The 23,318-nt window shown below is 67.9% G+C and carries 18 protein-coding genes; 8 read left to right on the top strand and 10 right to left on the bottom strand.

Annotated features, from left to right (window positions below):
• Positions 1-96: 96 nt before the first annotated feature.
• Complete coding sequence (locus F9Z44_RS12785; RefSeq protein ID WP_159606710.1) at positions 97-1,185, bottom strand: tartrate dehydrogenase; 1,089 nt, start codon at positions 1,183-1,185, stop codon at positions 97-99.
• 125 nt (positions 1,186-1,310) lie between these two features.
• Here F9Z44_RS12785 and F9Z44_RS12790 point away from each other — a divergent pair, with 125 nt between their 5' ends.
• Complete coding sequence (locus tag F9Z44_RS12790; protein WP_159606711.1) at positions 1,311-2,234, top strand: LysR substrate-binding domain-containing protein; 924 nt, start codon at positions 1,311-1,313, stop codon at positions 2,232-2,234.
• Between the two features lie 16 nt (positions 2,235-2,250).
• On the opposite strand, the gene F9Z44_RS12795 is transcribed toward F9Z44_RS12790, so the two are convergent.
• From F9Z44_RS12795 to F9Z44_RS12820, 6 genes are read right to left on the bottom strand one after another with little or no spacing between them, the layout of a single operon-like run.
• Complete coding sequence (locus F9Z44_RS12795) at positions 2,251-3,216, bottom strand: Bug family tripartite tricarboxylate transporter substrate binding protein (RefSeq protein WP_442907194.1); 966 nt, start codon at positions 3,214-3,216, stop codon at positions 2,251-2,253.
• A 21-nt stretch (positions 3,217-3,237) separates the two neighbouring features.
• A complete protein-coding gene (locus F9Z44_RS12800; RefSeq protein WP_159606712.1) occupies positions 3,238-4,323 on the bottom strand; it encodes a CobW family GTP-binding protein in 1,086 nt (361 codons plus the stop codon).
• Between the two features lie 8 nt (positions 4,324-4,331).
• Positions 4,332-4,700, bottom strand: a complete 369-nt coding sequence (locus F9Z44_RS12805) for a hypothetical protein (RefSeq protein ID WP_236574118.1) — start codon at positions 4,698-4,700, stop codon at positions 4,332-4,334.
• Positions 4,697-6,481 carry a hydantoinase B/oxoprolinase family protein gene (locus F9Z44_RS12810; protein ID WP_159606713.1) on the bottom strand — a complete coding sequence of 595 codons (1,785 nt, stop codon included), beginning with the start codon at positions 6,479-6,481 and terminating at the stop codon, positions 4,697-4,699. Before F9Z44_RS12810 ends, F9Z44_RS12805 begins: the two co-directional genes overlap by 4 nt.
• Positions 6,478-8,556 (bottom strand): hydantoinase/oxoprolinase family protein, encoded by a 2,079-nt coding sequence (locus F9Z44_RS12815; protein ID WP_159606714.1) that lies wholly within the window; start codon positions 8,554-8,556, stop codon positions 6,478-6,480. The genes F9Z44_RS12810 and F9Z44_RS12815 overlap by 4 nt, the downstream gene beginning before the upstream one ends.
• Positions 8,557-8,582: 26 nt before the next feature.
• A complete protein-coding gene (locus F9Z44_RS12820; RefSeq protein ID WP_159606715.1) occupies positions 8,583-9,446 on the bottom strand; it encodes a fumarylacetoacetate hydrolase family protein in 864 nt (287 codons plus the stop codon).
• 128 nt (positions 9,447-9,574) lie between these two features.
• Here F9Z44_RS12820 and F9Z44_RS12825 point away from each other — a divergent pair, with 128 nt between their 5' ends.
• Positions 9,575-10,492, top strand: coding sequence for a LysR family transcriptional regulator (locus F9Z44_RS12825; protein WP_159606717.1), 918 nt, complete (start codon positions 9,575-9,577; stop codon positions 10,490-10,492).
• Between the two features lie 131 nt (positions 10,493-10,623).
• Positions 10,624-12,513: a TonB C-terminal domain-containing protein gene (locus F9Z44_RS12830; protein WP_159606719.1), complete on the top strand. Its 1,890-nt coding sequence runs from the start codon at positions 10,624-10,626 to the stop codon at positions 12,511-12,513.
• Between the two features lie 128 nt (positions 12,514-12,641).
• Here F9Z44_RS12830 and F9Z44_RS12835 read toward each other — a convergent pair whose 3' ends face one another.
• A complete protein-coding gene (locus F9Z44_RS12835) occupies positions 12,642-13,763 on the bottom strand; it encodes a DUF2855 family protein (RefSeq protein ID WP_159606721.1) in 1,122 nt (373 codons plus the stop codon).
• Positions 13,764-13,973: 210 nt separating this feature from the next.
• Here F9Z44_RS12835 and F9Z44_RS12840 point away from each other — a divergent pair, with 210 nt between their 5' ends.
• Complete coding sequence (locus F9Z44_RS12840) at positions 13,974-14,705, top strand: SOS response-associated peptidase (protein WP_236574119.1); 732 nt, start codon at positions 13,974-13,976, stop codon at positions 14,703-14,705.
• Here F9Z44_RS12840 and F9Z44_RS12845 read toward each other — a convergent pair.
• Entirely contained in the window at positions 14,702-15,934 is a 1,233-nt protein-coding gene (locus tag F9Z44_RS12845) for a multidrug effflux MFS transporter (RefSeq protein ID WP_159606723.1), read from the bottom strand. The two genes, F9Z44_RS12840 and F9Z44_RS12845, sit on opposite strands and share 4 nt — an antisense overlap.
• Positions 15,935-16,043: 109 nt before the next feature.
• Here F9Z44_RS12845 and F9Z44_RS12850 point away from each other — a divergent pair, with 109 nt between their 5' ends.
• From F9Z44_RS12850 to F9Z44_RS12860, 3 genes are read left to right on the top strand one after another with little or no spacing between them, the layout of a single operon-like run.
• A complete protein-coding gene (locus tag F9Z44_RS12850; RefSeq protein WP_159606725.1) occupies positions 16,044-16,781 on the top strand; it encodes an ABC transporter ATP-binding protein in 738 nt (245 codons plus the stop codon).
• 7 nt (positions 16,782-16,788) lie between these two features.
• Positions 16,789-19,158: an ABC transporter permease gene (locus F9Z44_RS12855; RefSeq protein ID WP_159606727.1), complete on the top strand. Its 2,370-nt coding sequence runs from the start codon at positions 16,789-16,791 to the stop codon at positions 19,156-19,158.
• On the top strand, positions 19,155-20,369 hold the full coding sequence (locus tag F9Z44_RS12860; protein WP_159606729.1) for an efflux RND transporter periplasmic adaptor subunit: 1,215 nt from the start codon (positions 19,155-19,157) through the stop codon (positions 20,367-20,369). Before F9Z44_RS12855 ends, F9Z44_RS12860 begins: the two co-directional genes overlap by 4 nt.
• Here the strand turns inward: F9Z44_RS12860 and garD are convergent.
• The gene (garD, locus tag F9Z44_RS12865) at positions 20,362-21,984 is read right to left on the bottom strand and encodes a galactarate dehydratase (protein ID WP_159606731.1); all 1,623 of its coding nucleotides are present in this window, start codon (positions 21,982-21,984) and stop codon (positions 20,362-20,364) included. The two genes, F9Z44_RS12860 and garD, sit on opposite strands and share 8 nt — an antisense overlap.
• Before the next feature lie 107 nt (positions 21,985-22,091).
• Here garD and F9Z44_RS12870 point away from each other — a divergent pair, with 107 nt between their 5' ends.
• Positions 22,092-23,120, top strand: a complete 1,029-nt coding sequence (locus F9Z44_RS12870) for a LacI family DNA-binding transcriptional regulator (protein ID WP_159606733.1) — start codon at positions 22,092-22,094, stop codon at positions 23,118-23,120.
• The last annotated feature ends 198 nt before the right edge of the window (positions 23,121-23,318 follow it).

Consider the following 23,318-nt stretch of genomic DNA (forward strand, 5'->3'; position numbering starts at 1 on the left):
AAAACGGCGCGCCTGGCGCTCTGATGAACCGGACTCTGCGGTCCGGTGGGGGGGTTTCCGGAGCACGGAACCCGTGCGTCCGGCATGAACGTCAGGTCAGGCGGCCAGGCGTTGTTCACGCACGCCGAGCAGATCGCACACGGCCTGGGTGACTTGTGCGGTGGTGGCCTTGCCGCCGAGGTCGCCGGTGTGCAGCGCGGGGTTGGCCGTGACCTGTTCGATGGCGCTCATGAGGCGCTTGGCCGCATCCATCTCACCCAGGTGTTCCAGCAGCATCACGCAACTCCAGAAGGTACCGATCGGGTTGGCCAGGCCCTTGCCCATGATGTCGAAGGCCGAGCCGTGGATGGGCTCGAACATGCTGGGGTAGCGGCGCTCGGGGTCGATGTTGCCGGTGGGCGCAATGCCCAGGCTGCCGGCCAGCGCGGCGGCCAGATCGCTCAGGATGTCGGCGTGCAGGTTGGTGGCCACGATGGTGTCCAGCGTGGCCGGGCGGTTCACCATGCGGGCGGTGGCGGCGTCCACGATTTCCTTGTCCCACTTCACATCCGGGAACTCGCGGGAAATCTCCAGCGCGATCTCGTCCCACATCACCATGGCGTGGCGCTGGGCGTTGCTCTTGGTGATCACGGTGAGCTGCTTGCGGGGCCGCGATTGCGCCAGCTTGAAGGCAAAGCGCATGACACGCTCCACCCCCACGCGGGTCATCATGGTCACGTCGGTGGCGGCTTCGATGGGGTGGCCCTGGTGCACGCGGCCGCCCACGCCCGAGTATTCGCCCTCGGAATTCTCGCGCACGATCACCCAGTTCAGGTCCTCGGGCTTGCAGCGCTTGAGCGGTGCGTCGATGCCGGGCAGGATGCGCGTGGGGCGCACGTTGGCGTACTGGTCGAAGCCCTGGCAGATCTTCAGGCGCAGGCCCCACAGCGTGATGTGGTCGGGAATGTCCGGGTCGCCCGCCGAGCCGAACAGGATCGCGTCCTTGTGGCGCAGCGCGTCCAGGCCATTGGCCGGCATCATCACGCCGTGTTCGCGGTAGTGGTCACCGCCCCAGTCGAAATCTTCGAACTGGAAGCGAAAGGCATGGCTGGTGGCGGCCAGCGCCTCCAGCACCTGCTGGCCGGCGGGCACCACTTCCTTGCCGATACCGTCTCCAGGAATCGTTGCAATGGCGTAGGTCTTCATGGGTTGTCTCCGTGGATGTGGGGGTTCGGTGGCGTGACTGTAGGTGTTGCAGGGCGTGTTGATTCATGGCTATAGTGAATCCATTGTTTACCTGAATTCAACAATCAACCGTCCTTGAAGCACCCATGAGCAATGCCATCCAGCCCGCCGACCTGGGCTTTTTCTCCGTGCTGGCCGGTGCCGGCAGCCTGAGTGCGGCGGCCCGCGAACTGGGCATCACCACGCCAGCGGTGAGCAAGCATCTGGCGCAGATGGAAGCCCGCGTGGGCGTGTCGCTGGTCAACCGCACCACCCGGCGCATGAGCATGACGCCCGAAGGTGAGCTGTACCTGGAGCACGCGCGCCGCATCCTTGGTGAGATTGACGGCATGCAGGAGCTGCTGGGCGTGTCCAAGGGCACACCCAAAGGCCTGCTGCGGGTGAACGCCACGCTGGGCTTCGGGCGCAGCCACGTGGCGCCGCTGATCTCGCGCTTCGTGCGCAAGCACCCGCAGGTGGAGGTGCAGCTGCAGCTCTCGGTCAACCCGCCCGCGCTGACCGACGACTCCTTCGACGTCTGCATCCGCTTCGGCGCGCCGCCCGACGCACGCGTGATCGCCCGCCACATCGCGCCCAACCGGCGGCTGCTCTGCGCCTCACCCGCCTACCTGGCCAGACACGGCACCCCCAAGGTGCCCAACGACCTGATCAAGCACAACTGCATCGGCATCCGCCAGGGCGAAGAGGCCTACGGCCTGTGGCGCCTGAGCACGGGACGCGGCAAGAACGTCACCACCGAAGCCATCAAGACCCGCGGCAACCTGACCACCAACGACGGCGAGATCGCCGTCAACTGGGCGCTCGACGGACACGGCATCCTGATGCGCGCCGAGTGGGACATCGAGCGCTTTCTTGCCAACGGTCGGCTGGTGCAGGTGCTGCCGCAGCACGCCACACCCGACGCCGACATCTACGCTGTGTATCCCCAGCGCCACCAGCTGGCGGTGCGCGTGCGGGCGTTTGTCGATCTCGTGGCGCTGTCGTTCAAGAAGCAGGCCGGCGCAGCGTGAGCGCCGGTGACGCGGATCACTCCGGCTTGAAACCCGACTCCTTGAGCAGTTCGGCGCTGCGCGTCACGTCGGCCGCGATGTACTTGCGGAACTGATCAGATCCTTCGATCACCGGCAAGATGCCCAGGGTGGTGAATGCACCCGACCTGGCCAGCCCGGCCACCGCCTTGTTGATGGCCTTGTTCAGAAACTGCACACGGTCTTGCGGCGTGCCCTTGGGCGCCCACACGCCGTACCAGGAGTTGTAGACCATGCCCGGGTAGCCGCTCTCGACAGCGGTCGGCACATCGGGCGCCACGCCGCTGCGCTGGGCCGAGGTGGTGGCAATCGGTTTGACCTTGCCGCTCCTGGCCATGCCTTGCAGGGAAATGATGGAGTCCATGAGCAGTTGCACATGGCCCCCGGCCACGTCCGCCAGCGCGGGGGCGGTGCCACGGTACGGCGTCATGGTCAGCTTGACGTTGCCTTGCTTGGCCAGCAGCAGCGTGGCCAGGTGGCTGGGCGCGCCCAGCGCCGGCAGCGCGGCGGTCCATTTGTCGGGGTTCTGGCGGGCTGCGTCCAGCACTTCCCTCAAGGTTTTCTGCGGTGCATTGGGCGGTATCACCAGCAGCAACGGCGCCTCGCCCACGCGTGCGATGGGTTCAAAGTCGGTCTGTGGGTCGTAGGGCGGGTTGGCCAGCACCTGCTGGGCCAGCACGTGCGTGGCGGCAGAGAACAGCAGGGTCATGCCGTCGGCGGGTGAGGTCTGCACCGCCTTGCCGCCGATGGTGCCGCTGGCGCCGCCCTTGTTCTCCACGATCACCGACACGCCCAGGTCGGTCTGCAACTGCCTGCCCAGCAGCCGGGCCGCCTGGTCCACGCCGCCACCGGCGGCAAACGGCACGACCAGCTTGACGATGCCCTCGGGAAATTTGCCTTGCGCCAGCGCGGGCGAGAGGCTGCACGCGCCGAGCACGGCGCAGGCGATCAGTTTTTTCATCATGGTGTTGTCTCCTAATGTCGTTCAAACGGGTTGGGATGGGCGCGGGCTGCGAGCGCGGCGTCTTTCAAAAATGCTCAGGGTCGCCTCGATGTCCTCGACATCAAGGCCGCGAGTGATGAACACGATGCGGGTGCGTCGGTCGTCGCTGGGCCAGCGCGTCAGGGTCTCGGGCGGGTGGAACAGGTGCTGCACACCGTGGATCACCATCGGGTGCTCCGGGTCGTCGGCCAGGTGCACGATGCCCTTGACGCGCAACAGGTCGTCCCCGCGCATGGCCGCGATCATGTCGAGCCAGGCCATGAAGCCTTCGCGCGAGAGCGGCTGCTCGCGCACGATCACGTGCGAGCGGATGTGGTCGTCGTGCCGGTTCGGGTCGTGTTGTCCCGGCGCGCTCACGGGGAAAAAATAGGAGCGCTCGTTGTCTTGCGACACAGGCAACCACACCGCAGCGCTCGGCCGGTCAAGCAGACCCTGCAATGCGCTCAATGCATCGGTTGGCTCTGTCGTGACCACCGCCAGCGGGTTGATGCCGCGCAGCCGCTCCAGCAAGGGCGCCACCTGTTCGGGCTGCACCAGATCGGACTTCGTGAGCAACAAGCGGTCGGCCACCGCGGCCTGTTTCACGGCTTCGGAGTGCTGGTCCAGCGTGGCCATGGCGTTGAAGGAGTCCACGGTACAGGCCACGCCCGCCAGGCGCCAGCGCTGCGCCAGACGCGGGTCGCCCATGAGCGTGTGCAGGATGGGCGCCGGGTCGGCCAGGCCGGTGGTCTCCACCACCACATGGCGCAGCGCGCCGCGCTGAGCTTCGGGGCTTTGCGCCAGGCGCTCGAAGGCCTCGACCAGATCACCCCGCACGGTGCAGCAGATGCAGCCGTTGGCCAGCAGCACCATGTTTTCCTGCGTGTGATCGACGAGGTCGTGGTCCAGCCCCACCGAGCCGAACTCGTTGATGACCACCGCCGTGCCGTGCATGTCGGGCTGGCGCAGCAGGCGGTTGAGCAGCGTGGTCTTTCCGCTGCCCAGAAAGCCGGTGAGCACCGTGATGGGAATGCGCGCTGGTGCATCGGCGTTGTCGCCGGCGTCTGTGCGGGGAAGGATGAAGGCCATGGGCAGACTCAGGTGCTGGAGGGGCCGTGCAATTTGGCGAACGAGTCGAGCGTGCGCGCCAGACGCGTGAGCAACCAGTCGGCCACCGCCTCGTCGGCCTCGCCCTCTTCCAGGCGGTTCAGCAGGGTCGCCACCGGCTTGGTCTGCTGGTCGATCGGGCCGGGTTGCAGCAGGAAGGTCACCACCACGGTTTCGCCCAGTCGCTCGCCTTCGGCCCACAAATAGTCGGCGATGTCGAGTTCGAAGTCTTCCAGCGAGACGCTCACGCCGCCCGTCATGCAGCCGCAGCCCGCGCCCAGCGTCACGTGCTGGGCCGAGAGCCGGCTCCACAGGTGGGCGAGGCGTTCGGCGCGCGGGTCGGCCACGGCGGTGCTCACTGGCCGTCCCAGGCCACGTCTTCCACAGCGACCTGTGCCTTGCCACTGCGCAGCGCTTGTGTCGCAGGGTGGTCCACCTGACCGTGGCCATCGAGCGCCACCTTGTAGACCTCACGCGCCACCTGAGCGCTCACATAGCCCTCGCGCACGTCCTCGGCCACCAGATCGAGCTCGCGTTCCAGCGGGCTGCCGAAGCCACCGCCACCGCCCGAGAGCATCTTGTAGGCGTCACCGCGCTCCAGCCGCACGTTGAAGATCTTGGCGTTCAAATGGTCGGTCTTCCACTCGCCCTTGTGTCGCACGGCCAGGCCGTTGCCCATGGCATCGCCACCGCCGTCCAGGCCCCAGGGCTTGCAGTGCACGCGGTCGATGCGGGTGGTGACGGTGAAGGGGCTGAGCGCCTGCACCACCATCTCGGCCCCGAGGCCACCGCGGTAGCGGCCGGCACCGGCGCTGTCGCGGCGGATCTCGTACTTCTCCACCAGCACCGGGTACTTGGCCTCGAGCTGTTCGGTCGGGCTGTTGTGGGTGTCGCCGTCGTTGATGCAGACCGTGACCGACACACCGTCCTCGGTGCTCTTGGCACCCCAGCCACCGCCCAGCGGGCCGATGCCCACGATGAACAGGCGACCGTCTTCCGGGCTGATGCCGTGGATGTTGGGGAACACCAGATCGGCGTGGTGACCCGCAATCGAACGGTTCGGAATCGCCGGCGCGAGCGCCTTGAAGATGGTGTCGATCACCGTCATCGGGAAGGTCATCCACACGCGCATGGGGTAGGGGCGCTCGGCGCTGATCACCGTGCCCATGGGCATGATGACCTTGAGCGATCGGAAGCTGCCGTCGTTGACCGGGTAGTCGGTGGGCGTGGTGAGGCACTTGTAGGCCACCTGCGCGCAGGCAATGCCGGTGGTGAAGCCCGAGTTGTAGAAGCCGCGCACCTGCTTGCTCACGTCCGACAGGTCCACCGTCATCTCGTCGCCTTTGACCGTGACCTTCACGCGGATCGGAATGCGCTTGCCGATGTCCAGGCCGTCGTCGTCCATGAACGACTCGGCTTCGTACACACCATCGGGAATCGACAACGTGTTCTTGCGCGCCACGGCCTCGCTGGAGTCCATGATCTGGCGGATCGACGCGTTCACCGCATCGGCGCCGTAGCGCTGCAGCAGCTCCACGTAGCGGCGTTCGCCGGTGGTGATGGCGGTGATCTGCGCGCGCAGGTCGCCCAGGGCGCGTTCGGCCAGCCGCACGTTCATCGCGATGATGTCGATCAGGTCCTGGTTCACCACGCCTTCGCGCTGGTACTTCAGGATCGGGATCTGGATGCCTTCGCTGAAGATGTCGGTCGTCACGTTGCCCAGCGTGCCGCCCACGTCCAGCCAGTGCGCCATGCAGCAGGTGAAGCCCTCCAACCGACCTTCGTGGAAGATCGGCATCGTGAATGTGAAGTGGTTCAGGTGGCTGCCGGTGGTGTAGGCGTCGTTGGTGACGAGGATGTCGCCCGGCAGGATGTTCTCGTACCCGAAATGGCGGATCTTCGCCTTGACGGTTTCGGACATGCCGCGGATGAACATCGGCAGACCCAGGCCGATGGAGACTGTGTCGCCCTCTTTGGTGAACAGGCCCACCGTGAAGTCCAGCGCCTCGTAAATGATGAGGTTGTAGGCGGTGCGCGTGAGGTTGGTCTTCATCTCCTCCGTCACGGCGTAGAGGCCGTTGCGGATGATCTCGACGGTGACCGCATCGACGGCCGGGTTCTGGATGTCTTGTGTTTTCATGACCGGTCGTCTCCGATGTTGATTTGCAGGTTGCCCAGTTCGTCCACGCGCAGCGAATCGCCGGGCTGCACCACCGTGGTGGAGGCGTGTTCTTCGATCAGCGCCGGGCCGTCGATGGCGTTGCCCGCCAGCAGCAATTCGCGGGTGTAGACGGGGGTGTCGGCCCAGCCGCTGGAGCGGAAATACACCGGCTTGGTGGCCCGCACCGCGCCCGCGTCGGGCGTGGCGGTTCCGGTGGCCACGCTGTGCTTGGGCGGCTTCTTCATGGTGCCCAGCACCGTCACGCGCAGGCTCACGAGGTCGGCCGGCTCCTTGGGTGCCGAAGTGCCGTAGCGCACCTTGTGCAGCTCATCGAACTGGCGCTTGATGGCGGAGCGGTCCTTGTCCACGAAAAAGGCGCCAGGCAGGTCCACCGTCACCGCATGCTCCTGGCCCACGTAGCGCATGTCGGCGGCGCGTTCGATCACCACGTCTTCGGCTTTGGTGCCCGATTGCGTCAGCGCCGCGCGGCCTTCGTCTTCCATCGACTGGTAGAGCGCCTCAATCTCGTCGAACGAGACCTCGTCGAGTTTGCGGAACACCGAGCGCACGTAGTCGTAGCGGCGGTCGGAAAACAACATGCCGTAGGCGGAGAAGTACCCGGGCGCATACGGAATCAGCACCTTGCGGATGCCGAGCTCGCGGGCGATGGCCGAGGCGTGCAGCGGGCCGGCGCCGCCGTACACCACCATGGTGAAGCTGCCAGCGTCCAGGCCGCGCTCGGTGGTCACGGCCTTCACCGCGTGCGACATCTGCGTCACCGCGATGCGCAGGATGCCGTCGGCCGCGGCGGTGGGGTCCAGGCCCAGCGGGCCGGCAATGCGCTCCTGCATCTGGCGCTGGCAGCCGGCCAGGTCGAGCTTGAGTTCGCCACCCAGAAAGTGGTCGGCATCCAGGCGGCCGAGCAGCAGGTTGGCATCGGTCACGGTCGGCTCGGTGCCGCCTCGGCCATAGGCCACCGGGCCGGGGATGGAGCCCGCGCTCTGCGGGCCCACCCGCAAGGCGTTGCCGGTTTCCACGCGGGCGATCGAGCCACCGCCCGTGCCCACCTCGTGGATGTCCATCATCGGAATCTGGATCGGCAGGGCACGCTCGTAACCACCGATCAGCGCCGAGCCGGTGGTGAGCGGCCGGCCTTCGCTGATCACGCCGGCCTTGGCCGTGGTGCCGCCCATGTCGAAGGCGATGGCGTCACCCATGCCGAGCTGCGCGCAGATGGCCTGGGCTCCGATCACGCCCGCCGCCGGGCCAGACTCCAGCATGCGCACGCAGTCGCGCCGCGCATGGGCGCTGGGGAACAGGCCGCCGGTGGACTGCACCACGTAAAAGTCGCCCTTGAAGCCCTGGGTGCTCAGGTGCTGCTCCAGCTCACCTAGGTAGGCCGAGACGCGCGGGCCCACGTAGGCGTTGGCCACTGCGGTGGAGACGCGTTCGAACTCGCGGTACTCCTGGCTCAGCTCGTGCGAGGCGCAGACGAAGGCGCCCGGCAGTTCTTCCTGCAGGATCTGCTTGACGCGCTGCTCGTGCGCGGGGTTGCGGTACGAATGCAGCAGCAGCACGGCCACCGCCTCGATGCCCTGGCCGCGCAGGTCCTTCGCCAGCTCGCGCACGGCCGCCTCGTCCAGCGCTTTGTGGGTGCTGCCGTCGGCGCGCAGACGCTCGGCCACCTCGAAGCGCAGCGAGCGCTTCACCAGTGGCTGGTGCTTGTTGAAAAAGAGGTTGTAGGCATCGGGGCGGTTGACACGGCCGATCTCGTAGATGTCGCGGAAGCCTTCGGTGATCAGCAGCGCGGTGTTGGCGCCGTTGCGCTCCAGCAAGGTGTTGATGGCGATGGTGGAGCCGTGCAGGAACAGGTTGCCGTCTTTCAGGTCGATGCTGGCGCTGTCCAGCGTGGCCTGGATGCCGTTGACCAGCTGGCCGTGGGTGGACAGGGCTTTGCCGAACAGCAGCTTGCCGGTGGCTTCGTCAAAAGCCGCCATGTCGGTGAAGGTGCCGCCGATGTCGACGGCGACCCGCAATTGGGGGGTGTTGCTCATGGGGTGTTCTCTCGGAGGGAGTGCGTTCAGGAGGCGGAGTGGTCGGTGCCGATGCGGTTGCGCAGCACGCCCAGGCCGGTGATCTCGACCTCGGCCACATCGCCTTCCTTCATGTAGAGCGGCGGCTCGCGGCGGTCGCCCACGCCACCCGGGGTGCCGGTGGCGATCACATCGCCGGGCGAGAGCGGTGTGAAGCGCGACACATAGGCCACGATGGTCGGAATGTCGAAGATCAGGTCGCCCACGCTGGCGTGTTGCACCACCTGGCCGTTGACGCGTGTCTCCAGCGTGAGCGCGGTCACATCGGGCACCTCGTCGCGGCTCACCAGCACCGGGCCGAAAGGCGCGGTGCCGGGGAAGTTCTTGCCGGGTGTGAACTGGTGCGTGTGTTTCTGCCAGTCGCGCACGCTCACGTCGTTGAAGCAGGCGTAACCGGCGATGTGCTCGAAGGCCTTCTCTTTGGCGATGTGCCGGCCACCCTTGCCGATGACAAAAGCGAGTTCACCTTCCCAGTCAAAGCGCTCCGAGAACGCGGGGCGCAGCACCACGTCCTCGTGCGCGGCCAGGCTGTCGTTGAAGCGCAGGAACAGCGAGGGGTACTCGCTGTCGGCGCGTTTGGTCTCGGCCACGTGGCTCTTGTAGTTCAAGCCCACGCAGATCAGCTTGCCGGGGTTGGGGATCACGGGCAGCAGCCGAACCTGCGCGGGCGTGAGCGCCTCTCCGCTGGCCAGGGCAGCCTCGGCCAGCGCTTGCAGGGCATCGGCGGCGATCACGGCCTTGAGGTCGGCGAACCGGGCCTGGAAGTCGGCCGGCGCGCGGCGGTACTGGCCCGCTCCGTCCACCACGCCGTAGCTGGCCTGGCCATTGATTTCAAAGCTTGCGTAACGCATGAGGTGCCTCTCCGGTAGATCTCGTTGTGATGGGGGTGGAGTCTAGGGAGGCACCCGACATCTGAATAGAATGCAAACTGAGATTTCAGACATGCCATTTTTGGCATATCAAAGCCGACGGAGAACCCATGAACCCGAACGACTTCCGGCTCTTTCTCGAAGTGGCCGAACTCGGCAGCTTCACCAAGGTCGCCGCGCAGCGCCAGACGGTGCAGTCCCACATCAGCCGACAGATCAGCGAACTGGAATCTGCCTGTGGCGGCGCGCTGTTCCGGCGCACCGGGCGGGGCGTGGTGCTCACCGATCTGGGCCAGCACATCGAAACCCGCGTGCGCAACTGGCTGCGCGACACGGACCAGTTGCTGGCCGACATCCGCACCGATGCCGGCGAGCCGATGGGCGAGGTCAAGCTCGGCATCCTGCCCTCGGCAGCGCACCCGCTGATGACCCGGCTCTACCTGCGCCTGCAGGCCGAGTTCCCGAAGATCAAGCTCAACATCCGCGAGGGACAAGGCGGCGAGCTCGATGCGCTGCTGGACACGGGCAGCGTTGACATGGCCGTGCTGTTTCGCTACCAGAAGCCGGCCAGCCCCGACGAAAAGCTGCTGGCCACCGTGGGCACCTACCTGGTGTCGCGGGTGGGCGACCCCCTCACCCGAGGTGAGGCGGTTGACTTCAGCAAGCTCGAAGGCCTGCGCCTGGTGCTGCCGCGCAGACCCGCGCACTGGCGCTCCGTGCTGGACGAAACCGCTCGGGGCAAAGGCTTCACGTTGCAGGCCGAGGTGGAGGCCGACTCCTTGCGTGTGCAAAAAGAGCTTGTGGCCCACACCGCTCACCTGTACTCACTGCTCGGCCCCTTTTCGATCGCCGACGAACTGCGATCGGGACGCCTGCAAGCGGCGCGCATCGTCAACCCGGACTGCCGACGCCACGTGACGCTGTCCCTGCCCAAGCAGGGGCAGTTGACGGCCGCCAGCAAGATCGTTGCCCGGTTGATCACGGACCTGGTGGAGAGCTGGGGAAATCGGTTGAGCGAACCTGAATGATGTCTCGCGAACCTCAAGTCGACCCACCGCCGGACCCGACAAACGGGTGCGACGGTTTGGATAGGACAATCGACCGGATGCACCTCACGACAGTCTCCCCAGCGCTCGGGCTACTCCCTGAGCGCAGGCGCATGACGTTTGCGCTGCTGTTCTCGCTGGTGTTCCACGCAGTGCTGCTGGGTCTGACCTTCGGTGGCCAGGGCATCGGCCTGCCGGGCTTCGGCTTCCCTTGGCAAGACCGGCGGATCGAGGTGCCCAACCTTCGCATCCTGCTGAATGCAGCACGGGGCACGGCAGCTGAGCCGTCGACCGAGCCGGTGGCGGAGCCGCTGCCGCCGGTGCAGGCTGTGGCGCAGAAAGCGCCCATGCCCGAAGCCGCATCGCCACCGGCTCCACCAGTTCCTCCAGCTCCAGCTCCAGCTCCAGCGTCCAGCGAAAGCGCGACCGCGCCCAGCGCCCCTCAGCCGACCGACCAACCCGCTGCGGTGGCGCTGGTTGAGCGCGCCGCACCAGAGGAACAGCAGCAGGAAGTCGCCAGGCGGGAGCTTGAGCGTCTCGAAGCTGCGCAACGGGAAGTGGCCAGAGAGGCGGCGGCGAAACAGGAAGCGGAAGCGGCCTTGCAAGAGGCCGCGCGGCTTGAAGCCGCGAAGCTGGAGCTTGAGCGGCTGGAAGCGGCTCGGCAAGAGCTTGCGCTGCAGGCTGCAGCGCAGGAGTCTGCCCGGCAGGAGCAGGCGCGGCAGGCACTGGCTCAGGTGGAAGCCACCCGACTGGAAGCCGAACGCCAGGCATCGGCACAACAAGAAGCGGCGCAAGTTGAAAGCGCACGGCTGGAGATCGAGCGCCAGGGCGCGGCTCGCCGCAAGGCGGCAGAGCTTGAAGCGACGCGGCAGGAGACCGCCCGCCAGGCAGCCGCGCAGGCCGAAGCCGCACAGCGGGTGGAGGCCGAACGGCAACGGGCCGAGCGCCAGGCGGCGGCGCAGCAAGAGGCCAGCCAACAGGAGGTCGCCCGCGCAGAAGCGGCCCGGCGACTTGAGGCAGAACGCATCGAGACCGAGCGGCAGGCCGCCGCGCAGCTGGAAGCCGCACAACAGGAAGCCGCCCGCCTGCAGGCGCAGCGCGCCGAGGCAACGCGGCTGGAGGCCCAGCGTCAAGCAGCGGCCCGGCAAGAAGCCACCCGACAGGAAGCCGCTCGCCGGCAGGCGGAACAGGCCGAAGCCGCGCAGCGGCTGGAGGCCGAGCGCCAGGAGGCTGCGCGGGTGAATGCCGAACGCCAGGCCGCTGCGCAGCAAGCAGCAACGCAGCGGGAAGCCGACCGCCAACAGGCCGCACAGGCCGAAGCCACGCGGCAGGAAGCCGCCCGCCAGACAGCGGCCCAACAAGCGACCGCCCAGCAGGAAGCAGCGTCTCGCCAGCAAGCAGCGCAGGCCGAGGCCACGCGGCAAGAAGGCGAACGCCAGGCCGCCGCGCAACAGGCGGCCGCCCAGCAGGAGGCGGCCTCCCGCCAGCAGGCCGCGCCATCCGAGGCCGCACGCCTGCAGGCCGAGCGGCAGGAGGCGCAAGCCAGACGGGAAGAGCGGCTGCGCGCCATCGGACGGCAACTGAACGAAGAAGCCGACCGGCGCGACGCGGCCGCGGCTGCGGCGCGCCAGTTGCCCTATTCGCTGAGCACCGCGCGCCGGGCCCGGCTTTTCGGGCGCTCAGACCCCAACGCCGAGCTCATCCGGTATGCAGAGGCCTGGGCGCGCAAGATCCAGATGAACATGACCATCGACCTGGTCCGCGAAGCGGCGAAACAGCCCCACACCCAGCCCGTGGTGACGGTGGCCATTCGCAGCGATGGCACGGTGGAGTCGGTGACCCTGGTTCGCTCCAGCGGCGTCGCGGCGATCGACGAGGCCATACCGCGCATCGTGCACAGCCAGGCGAACTATCCGGCGTTTTCACCCGCCCTGGCCAGCGAGTACGACGTGGTCGAAATTCGCCGCACCTGGCATTTTGATGTGGCCGTGCGCCTGTACTGACCCCTCGTCCACAGACCCTGCGGTCATCGCCCGATTTTTAAGCACCCTGCGCCCAGCCAGCCGGGCTGCGGGCTGCGGCGGTTGTCCACCCCGTTATCCACAGCGTAGGGCACAGTCTCTGTGCGCAACTACGACAGCGACAGCATGTGCCCCACCCGAGCGTCTCCCCGCCCGCCCAGCACCAGCGCGTGGGCGGCTTGCACGGCGGCCGCTCCGCTGTGGTGCTGCACCACCACCCAGGGCGCGGCGGGCTGACTCACCTGGGCCATGAAAGCGTGCCAGGCGCGGGCCATGCGCTCGTTGAACCCGGCAGCACCCCAGTCACCGTGGCGCTTCTTGGCTTGCGCCGGCGCGAAGAACAGCACCGGGCGCGGACCTGCGAGGTTGCGTCCACCAGCAAGCTGGTCCACATGGGTGCCGCCGATGGAGCAGCTGTAGGCCAGCGCGCTGAATCGGCTGTGGATGGCCTGGCGCAGCGCGCCGTTGCCGGCGAAGTCCACGTACACGCAAGGTGTGTCCTGTGGCAACTGGTCGAGCTGGTCGTAGGTGAGCACGCGGCTGTACACGCCCAGGCTTTCGCAAAACGCCACATTGCCCGCCGAGGTGAGGCCCACCACCTCCACTTCGGGCCGTTGTGCGAGCTGGGCGGCCGTGGCATACGCGGTCTTGCTGCTGGCCGACGACAGCAGCATCACGCCGCGCTTGCCGCCCTGGTTCGCACCAAAAAAATCGTTGTCGGCCAGAAAATCGTCGATCAGCCACGCGGTGAGGAAGAGCGGGCGCAGCAAGGCCTGCAGCGGCTCGGTGGCTGGGTCGTGCAGCGGGTCCACCGCGCAGCGCAGGTAGTGGTTGTAGACCGGGTGCAGCGCGGCACGGTGCGGTGCGCCGTCAAAAAAGCCCTCGGGCGACACGCGCGCGGGCTTGAGCACGGTGTGTGAGGCCATGGGCCAGTAGCCGTACAGGCGCTCGCCCACGGCAACGCCGGCGCACTGCGTCTGCTCCACCACGCCGAAGCCCCACACCGGCACCACGCCCCACGCGGCCTGGTCTGCGGCCTGGGGCGAGACAGGAAAGAACTGCCAGTAGTTCATCGTGTCGCCGAAGGCGGCATAGGTGATGTTGTTGGAGGTGTAGGCAAAGTGCTCGATACGCACGCGGATTTCGCCTTCCGCCAAGGGTGCGTCGTGCAACTGCACGGTGCGGGTGGTGGCGAACTGGTCCTTTCGGACCTGGAACTGCAATGTGGTCATGGTGGGCCTGCGGGGTGGTGACGGGCATTGCCATGTTGCACCCGTCTGAGCGCTTGGGTTGTCACGCGCGTTGCGGGCCCGACCAAGGTTGCGGTGGGTGCCCTCCGCAGGTACCGGCTCAATCCATGTGAACCCGGGACACGGTTTCAATGGAACGCGGGCAAGAGGATGATGCGGTGCAACAGCAATTTTCAGGGAGCCCGCCCCTCCATGTGCAACCTCTACAACATGACCGACAAAGGTGCGGCCGAGCGATACCTCGGCAGTGTCGGCGCGAGCGTCGATGTCGAAGACTTCGTGCAGGCCACGGTGGGGCCGTTCCAGCACGGCTTGATGGTGCGCCCGGGCTTGCCGGGCGAAGCCGCGCAACTGGTTGGCCGCCTGGGCCAGTGGGGCATGATCCGCCCGGGCAGCGCCACGCGACGGCCTGCCTCGCGTGCCGTGCTCACCAACAACGCGCGCATCGAGGGCATCACCGAGCGCGTCACCTACCGCGGGTCGTGGCTGCAAGGCCAGCGCTGCCTGATCCTGGCGGACTGGTACCAGGAGCCGAACTGGGAAACAGGCAAGAACGTGTGGTGGCGCCTGCGCCGCGCCGATCGCGCACCCTGGGCGTTGGCGGGCCTTTGGTCGCACTGGACCGATCCCCAGACCGGCGAACTGGTGCCCAACTTCACCATGATCACCTGCAACTGCGACGGCCATCCTCTGCTGGGTCGCCTGCACAAACCCGACCCGACGCTGCCACCCGACCAGCAGGACAAACGCGCCGTGGCCCACATCGAACCGCACGACTGGCACACCTGGCTGCATGGTGCGCAAGCCGATGCCCAGGCGCTGGTGCGCCCGCAGGCCTGCGAGGTGTTTGATCTGGCGGATGCGCACGCCACCGATGCGCTGCTGGCAGCGCGCGAGCGCGGCGGTCAGGGCAGCCTGCTTTAGGCGCGGGGGTCTTCGCGAACTGGTGCCGGCTTGCTCACGTGTCGGCGATTCAGCACCCCCTGCGCCACGAGCGCCACGCTGCCCAGGCCCAGCATCAGCCAGCCCAGGTTGACAGCGCCATGGTGCGGCACCAGGCCCACGGCGTAGCCACCCACCGCGCCCGTGAGCTGCTGCGCCAGGCCCGCCACCGCGGAGGCCGAGCCGGCCAGCGCCGGCACCAGCCCCACTGTGCCGGTGAGTGCCGGGGGCACCAGGAAGCCGTTGCCCAGGCCCATCAGCATGAGCGGCAGTGCAAAGGCCAGCGGGGTGTCCACGTTGGCCAGGGCCAGCACCAGCATGAGCGCGATGCCTCCCACCGAAAATACCTGGCCCAGCATCATCATGGCGCGGTCACCGGTGCGATGCACGAGGTGGGTGGTGAGGTAGTTGCCCACGATGTAGGACAGCGGCACGACCATGATGTAGTAGCCGATGCCCGCCGGCCCCACGCCATAGCTGCCCAGCACGATGGGCGCTCCCGCGAGGAACGCATAGAACGTGGCGGTGGTCATGGCGAGGATGAGCACGAACAACAGGAACGAGGGCTCACGCGCCAGCCGCGCATACGACGACAGCATGGCGCGCAGCCAGTGCGGCTGCACCGTGGTGCTCGGCTCATGGTCGGGCAAGCCCTTCCATGCGGCCACAAACAACACGACCGCGAGCACCGCGATGAGCACGAAATTGGCTTGCCAGCCCAGGCGCACATGGATCTGCCCGCCCAGGATGGTGGCGGTGGGCGGGACCAAACCCATGGACATGCCCACGTAGGCCATCACACGCGTGCGCTCGGGCCCGGAGAAGAGGTCTTGCACCATCGCTCGGCCCACCACCATGCCGGCGGCGCAGCCTGCGCCCTGCAATGCGCGCGCCGCCGTGAGCCACGCCAGGCTCGGCGACAAGGCCGCAAGCACCGAGCCCAGGCCGGCGAGCGTCAGGCCGAACATCAGGACCTTCTTGCGCCCCAGCCGGTCCGACCACGGGCCGTAGAGCAGCTGCAGCCCGCCGTAAGCCACCACGTAGCCGCTGAAGGTGAGCTGCACGCTGGCCTGATCCGATCCGAAGATGGCGCCCCACTCCTGCATGGACGGCAGGCAGATGGTCATGGCGAGCAGGCCGAAGGCCAGCTGCGCGATCAGGTTGGCGATCAGCGGGCCGTGGGAGGGGGTGGAGGTTGGAGCAACTGCCATGGGGGAGGCGGCAGTCTACGGCAATGCCCGGGAGTTGACCGGCGTCAAGGTCAAGCGGCGGTTCGGGTGGTCGAATCGAACCTGGACATCTTTTGCCCGACAACCCCCGATGAACGCCGCACCACCCGACGCACAAGCCGTCTTCATTGCCCAGGGCCTGACCAAAGTCTATGGCGAAGGGAGCACCGCCGTGCACGCGCTGCGCGGGGTGGACCTGCGCATCGTGCGTGGCGAATTCGTGGTGCTGCTGGGCGCCTCGGGCAGCGGCAAGTCGACCCTGCTCAACATCCTGGGCGGGCTGGACAGTGCCAGCGCCGGCACCGCGCGCTGGGTGCACGAGGGTGAATCGCACGAACTCACCGGCGCCAGCGACGCCGAGCTCACGCGCTACCGGCGCGAACACGTGGGCTTCGTGTTCCAGTTCTACAACCTCATCCCCAGCCTGACCGCGCTGGAAAACGTGGCGCTGGTGACCGACCTGGCCGACGACCCGATGCCGCCCGAGGAGGCGCTGGCGCTGGTGGGCCTGGGCGAGCGCATGAACCACTTCGTGGCGCAGCTCTCGGGCGGTGAGCAGCAGCGCGTGGCCATTGCGCGGGCCATCGCCAAGCGCCCGGCGGTGCTGCTGTGCGACGAGCCCACGGGCGCACTCGACTGCGCCACCGGCGTGATGGTGCTGCAGGCGATCGAACACGTGAACCGCACGCTGGGCACCACCACGGTGGTGATCACGCACAACGCGCCGATCGCCGACATGGCCGACCGCGTGCTGCGCCTGGCTGACGGGCGCATCACCGACACGCGGATCAATGCGCACAAGGTGGCCGCGTCCACCCTGAGCTGGTGAGCCCGCCATGAAAGCCCTGGACACCAAGCTCTGGCGCGATCTCAAGCGTCTGCGCGCACAAGTGGCCACCATCTCGTTGGTGGTGGCCATCGGCGTGGCCGGCTTCGTGGGCATGTTTTCGGTGCATGAATCGCTCCAGGGTTCGCGCGACAGCTTCTACCGCGACAACCACCTCGCCGACCTGTTCGCCAGCGTCAAGCGCGCGCCGGTCCACCTGGGCACGCGCCTGGCCGCCATTCCCGGCGTGGCCGAGGTGCAGCTGGATGTGGTGATGGACGCGCAAATCGCGCTGCCCGACGCCGACGCGCCGGTGACCGGCCGCTTCATCGGCCTGGACCTGGCCCGGGTGCACGCGCAGCGCCAGCGGCTCAATGCGCTCACGCTGCGCAGCGGCCGCTGGCCCGAGCGTGGCCGCGCTCTCGAAGCGGTGGTGAGCGATCGGTTTGCCGTGGCGCGCGGCCTGCAGCCCGGCGACCGGGTCAACGCCATCCTGAATGGCAGGCTGGAGCAGGTGCATCTGGTGGGCACGGCCATTTCGCCCGAATACGTTTTTGCATCGCGCGGGGGCGCGCCCGACGACAAGACCTTCGGCATCTGGTGGATCGACAGCGAGCGCATGGCGCACGCCTTCGACCTGCAAGGCGCGTTCAACCAGGTCTCGCTGCGGCTGGACGCGGGCGCCTCGGCGCCAGCCGTGACCGAGCAGACCGACCGCCTGCTTGACGCCTACGGCAGCCTGGGCGCGGTGGGCCACGACAAACAGCTGTCGGCCAAGATCGTGGCCGACGAGCTTTCACAGCTCAAGGTGATGGGCACGGTGTTGCCCTCGATCTTCCTGGCGGTGGCCATGTTCATCCTCAACGTGGTGATCAGCCGCCAGGTGGCCACGCAGCGCAGCCAGATCGCGGCACTCAAGGCGCTGGGCTACAGCGACGGGGCCATCGCGTGGCACTACATCAAGCTCTCCATGGTGATCGCCGGCCTGGGCGTGGTGGCCGGCCTGGTCCTGAGCGTGGTCATCGGCCAGCTGATGCTGGGCCTGTACGACGAGGTGTTCCGCTTCAACCGGCTGGCCTACGTCACCACGCCGTGGCTGGTGGTGGCCTCCACGGCGCTGGCGTTTGCCGCCGCCGCAGTCGGCACCTGGACGGCCATCCGCGCCGTGGTGCGCCTGCGGCCCGCGCAGGCCATGCAGCCCCCTGCCCCACCCAGTTACCGGCAGACGCTGATCGAACGGCTGGGCCTGGGCAGGCGCGTGAGCACCGGCGCGCTCATGGTGATCCGCAACTTCGAGCGCCGACCGCTGCGCGCCGCCTTCACCGTCACCGGCATCGCGATGTCGGTGGCGCTGCAGATCTCGGGGGCGTTCTGGCTGGACGCCATCGCACACATCGTCGACGTGCAGTTCCGCCAGGTGCAGCAGGGCGACGTGCTGGTAAGTTTTCACCGCCCGGTGCCGCTGTCGGTGGTGCAGAACCTTCGGCGCCTGCCCGGCGTGATGAGCGCCGAACCCTACCGCAGCGAGCCGGTGCGCGTGCGCCGTCTGGGCCGCAGCGAAGACGCTGCGCTCACCGGTCTGATCGAGGGCGCACAGCTCCTGCGCGCGGTGGACGACACCCGTGGCCATGTGGCACTGCCGGCCAGCGGGGTGGTGATGTCGGCGCTGCTGGCCAAGGCCGTGGGCGCGCGCGTGGGCGACCGGGTCGAGATCGAGTTCCGTCTGTGGCACCAGCGGCGCACAACCGCACAGGTGGTCGACATCGTGCACACCATGATGGGCAAGCAGGCCTTCATGAACCTGGATGCCATGAACGGATTGGCGCGCGACGGTGCCGGCGTGGCCGAGGCCGCTCTGCGGGTGGACCCGCTGGCCATGGGTGATTTCTGGGCAGCGGTCAAGCGCGCGCCGGTCATCACCGCGGTGTTCGACAAGGCCGGCTCCATGGCCAGCTTCAACGAGACCACCTCGCGCAACATGGGCGTGTTCAGCACCATCCTCACCCTGTTCGCCGTGGCCATGGCGGTGGGCATCGTCTACAACGCCGCGCGCATCGCGCTCTCGGAGCGGGCCTGGGAACTCGCCAGCCTGCGCGTGCTGGGCATGACGCGCGCCGAGGTCTCGGTGCTGCTGCTTGGCGAACTGGGGGCCGAGCTGCTGCTGGCCCTGCCCATCGGTGCGGTGGCGGGCTGGCTGCTGGCCTCCCTGCTGATGCGCCTCATGTCCTCGGACAACATCGATTTCCCGGTGGTGATCGAACCCGCCACCTACGCCTGGGCCGCCCTGATCGTGCTGGCCGCCGGGGTGGTGAGCGCCCTGCTGGTGCGCCGCCACATCGACCGGCTCGACCTGGTCGCCGTTTTGAAAGTCCGCGAATGAACCACACGAACCCCAACCACCGCTGGCGCCGCTGGGCGCCTTGGGCGCTGGCTGCCCTGGTGGCCGCCGCCCTCGCCTTCTGGGCCTTCCAGCCGCGCCCCCTGCTGGTGGAGGTGGCGCCAGTCACCACCGGCGTTTTCGAGCAGGTAATCGAAGAAGATGGCCAGCTGCGCCTGAAGCACCGCTACCTGATCTCGGCGCCCACCCAGGCCGAACTGGCGCGGCCCACACTCAAGGTGGGCGACGCGGTGCGCGCTGGCGACGTGGTGGCCACGCTGGCCCCGGTGGCGCCGCAGATGATCGATGCCCGCACGCGGCTGGTGCTGCAGCAGCGCGTGGGCAGTGCCGACGCAGCGCGCCGCGCGGCCAGCGCGCAGCTGCAGCGCCTGGACACCGCGCTGGCCCAGGCCAGCCTGGAGGTCGAGCGCGCACAGAAGCTGGCGCGCGAGAACTTCATCGCACCGTCGGTGCGCGATGCGGCCGTGCTGGCGAAGCGCTCGGCGCAGCAGGCGCTGGACGCTGGCCGTGCCGAGCAGCGCGCGTCTGAGTTCGCGCTGGCCGAAGCCCAGGCCGCACTCGCGCGCTCCGAACCGGGTGCGGGGGCTCGCGTGGAAGGCTTGTGGACCCTGAAGAGCCCGGTGGACGGCCAGGTCATCAAGCTGCACCTGGACAGCGCCGCCCCCGTGACAGCTGGCCAGCACCTGCTGGAGATTGGCGACACCACGGCGATGGAGGCCGTGGTCGACGTGCTCTCCAGCGAGGTGCAGCTGATCGCACCCGGTGCGCCCGCGAGCCTCACGCTCACCGCCGGTGCACCAGCCCTGTCGGGCCATGTGGTGCGCATCGAGCCGGTGGCTTTCACCAAGGTCTCGGCCCTGGGTATCGAGGAACAGCGGGTGAACGTGATCGTGGACCTGGACACCACCGCACCCCGGACGCAGCGCTTGGGCGACGGTTTCAGGGTCGACGCGCGCATCACCGTATCGACGCAGGCGGGCGCCCTGCTCGTGCCAAGCGCCGCGCTGGTGCGCGAGGGCACAGCGTGGCGGGTGTTCGTGGTCGAAGGCCAACGCGCCGTGGCCCGAACCATCACGCTGCGCGAGCGCAACGCCGACGTGGCCTGGGTGGGTGAAGGGGTGCGCGAAGGTGAGCGCGTCCTGCTCTACCCCGGCAGCACCATCACCGACGGGCAGGCCGTGAAGGTCAGGTGACCGGCGCGGGGTTGAACAGCACCAGGGCGTTGTGCAGCTTCCAGTGTTCGGCCCAGGTTTTCTTGCGGCCGCTGGCCACGTCGAGCATGAGGCGGAACATTTCCCAGCCCACGTCCTCGATGCTGGCCGAACCGTCGGCGATCGTGCCGGCGTTGATGTCCATGAGATCGTGCCAGCGCCGCGCCAGGTCGCTGCGCGTGGCGACCTTGATCACCGGCACGGCGGCCAGGCCATACGGCGTGCCGCGCCCGGTGGTGAACACGTGCAGGTTCATGCCGGCGGCGAGCTGCAGCGTGCCGCAGATGAAGTCGCTCGCGGGCGTGGCGGCGTAGGTCAGGCCCTTGTGCTTGAGTTTTTCGCCGGGTGCCAGCACGTTGGAAATCGGCGCGCTGCCCGACTTCACGATCGAGCCCATGGCTTTCTCCACGATGTTCGAGAGGCCGCCTTTTTTGTTGCCCGGCGTGGTGTTGGCGCTGCGGTCCACGCTGCCGCGCTGCAAATACGCGTCGTACCAGGCCATCTCGCGCACCATGGCCTGCGCCACCTCGGGCGTGGTGGCGCGCGCGGTGAGCTGGGCGATGCCGTCGCGCACCTCGGTGGTTTCGGAAAACATCACGCTGGCACCCGCGCGCACCAGCAGGTCGGTGCAGAAGCCGACCGCCGGGTTGGCCGTGACGCCACTGAAGGCATCGCTGCCGCCGCACTGCACGCCCACCACCAGCTCGCTGGCCGGCACGGTTTCGCGGCGGCGCGCGTTCAGGCGCTCCAGGTGTTCTTCGGCCTGGCGCACGATGGAGTCGACCATGCTCATGAAGCCGACGTGCGCGTCGTCTTGAAGACAAACCACGTCGAGCCGGGTCTCGGCGCTGGTGCCCACGTCGGCCACGTTGCGTTCGTCCACGAGCGGGATGGACCCTGGCGGCAGCAGGCGCTCAGGCTGCAGCTTCTCGCAGCCCAGGCTCACCACCATCACCTCACCGCCAAAATTGGGGTTCAGGCTGATGTGGCGCAGTGTGCGGATCGGGATCACCGCGTCGGGCGCGTCGATGGCCACGCCACAGCCGTAGCCGTGCTCCAGCGCCACCACGTCGTCCACGTTGGGAAAACGCGGCAGCAGCTCGGCCTTGATGCGCTGCACCGCAAAACTGGTGACGCCGGCCACGCACTGCACGGTTTGTGTGATGGCCAGGATGTTGCGCGTGCCGACCGAGCCGTCGGCGTTGCGGTAGCCCTCGAAGGTGTAGCCCTCCAGGGCGGACAGCGGTTCGGGCTTGACGGTGGCCATGGGCAGGTTGTCCAGGCCGCGCGCATCGGGCATCTGCAGCAGCCGCTCGTGCACCCAGCTGCCGGCGGCGATGTCGGCCAGCGCGTGGCCAATGGGCACGCCGTAGCGCAGCACCACCGCGCCCTGGGGCAGATCGACCAGCGCCACCTTGTGGCCTTGCGGCACCTTGTCGCGCAGCACCAGGCCGCCGGGCAGTTCGGTGCCTGCGGGCAGGCCGCCGTCGTTGGCGACGATGGCCACGTTGTCGCTGGCGTGCATGCGGATGGTCAGCGGCGCGGCCGAGCGGGTTGCCGGGGGTGTGGCAAGAGGTGTCTGGAGGGCTTGTGACATCCCTGTCTCCTAAGATTGCGGGGTTCAGCGTGCGTCGGTGGCCGTTTCGGCATACCATCGCCATTCATTTGGTACCGGTACCATTTCAAGCCTCGATTAAGCCTCAAATGAAAGAAACCGACAACTCCCGGCGCGCGCGCCGTGGCAGCGGCGCCATCACCCTGCGCGACGTGGCCAAGCTCGCGGGGGTGGCGCCCATCACCGCCTCACGCGTGCTCAACACGCCCGAGCAGGTCTCGGTGGAGGTGCGGCAGAAGGTGCTGGACGCCGTGCAGCGCACAGGCTACGTGCCCAACCGCATGGCCGGCGGCCTGGCCTCCTCGCGCAGCCGGCTGATCGCGGCGGTGGTGCCCAGCACGGTGATGTCGGTGTTCATGCCCACCATCGAGGCGCTCAACGACACGCTGTTCGACGCCGGCTACCAGCTCATGCTGGGGCAGTCGAGCTACTCGGCGGCGCGCGAGGAGTCGCTGCTGGAGGCCATCATCGGCCGGCGACCCGACGGCATCTTCCTCACCGGCATCCTGGGCCCGGGCCTGGGCCGCACACGCCTGATGGCATCGGGTATTCCGGTGGTGGAAACCTGGGACCTCACGCCCACCCCGATCGACATGCTGGTGGGTTTCTCGCACGCCGACATCGGCCGCGAGGTGGCGCGTTTCCTCATGGCCAAGGGCCGGCGCAAGCTGGCCTTGATCCGCGCCGAGGACGAGCGTGCCGACCGGCGCGCCAGCGCCTTCACCGACGCGGTCGTGCGCGCTGGTTTCGGGCCGGTTTCGGTGGTGAATGTGGGCGCCTCGCGCTCCCTGCAGAGCGGGCGAGACGCCTTGGGCCAATTGCTGGCGCAGGCGCCCGATGTGGACGCGGTGTTCTGCAGTTCGGACCTGCTGGCCCTGGGTGTGTTGACCGAAGCGCGCGTGCGTGGCATTGCGATTCCCGAGCAGATGGCCATCATGGGTTTTGGCGATGTGCCGTTTGCCGCCGACATGGCGCCCGCGCTGAGCACGGTGCACATCAACGGTGTGGAGATCGGCCGCCTGGCAGCTCAAAGCCTGATCGATCGGGCCGAGGGGCGCGAGGTGGCGCAGCGGGTGGTGGACGTGGGGTTTTCGATCGTTGAGCGGGAGACTTCCTGAGGGTTTTCTCCGGGCTGGTCCGGTCATCGACGACCACGTTGGCACCCGTCACGATAGCGGGCCCACATCACTTCTCGCTCACGAGCCCGCCAAGGTGCAGGCATCAAACCACCCGACAAACAACCGTTGACGCCACCAATTGGTACCGGTACCATTCGCTCCGGAAAACATTGGTACCGGTACCAACCCACGGCAAGT

Origin of the sequence: Hydrogenophaga sp. PBL-H3, from assembly GCF_010104355.1 — a bacterium.
Classification (GTDB): domain Bacteria; phylum Pseudomonadota; class Gammaproteobacteria; order Burkholderiales; family Burkholderiaceae_C; genus Hydrogenophaga.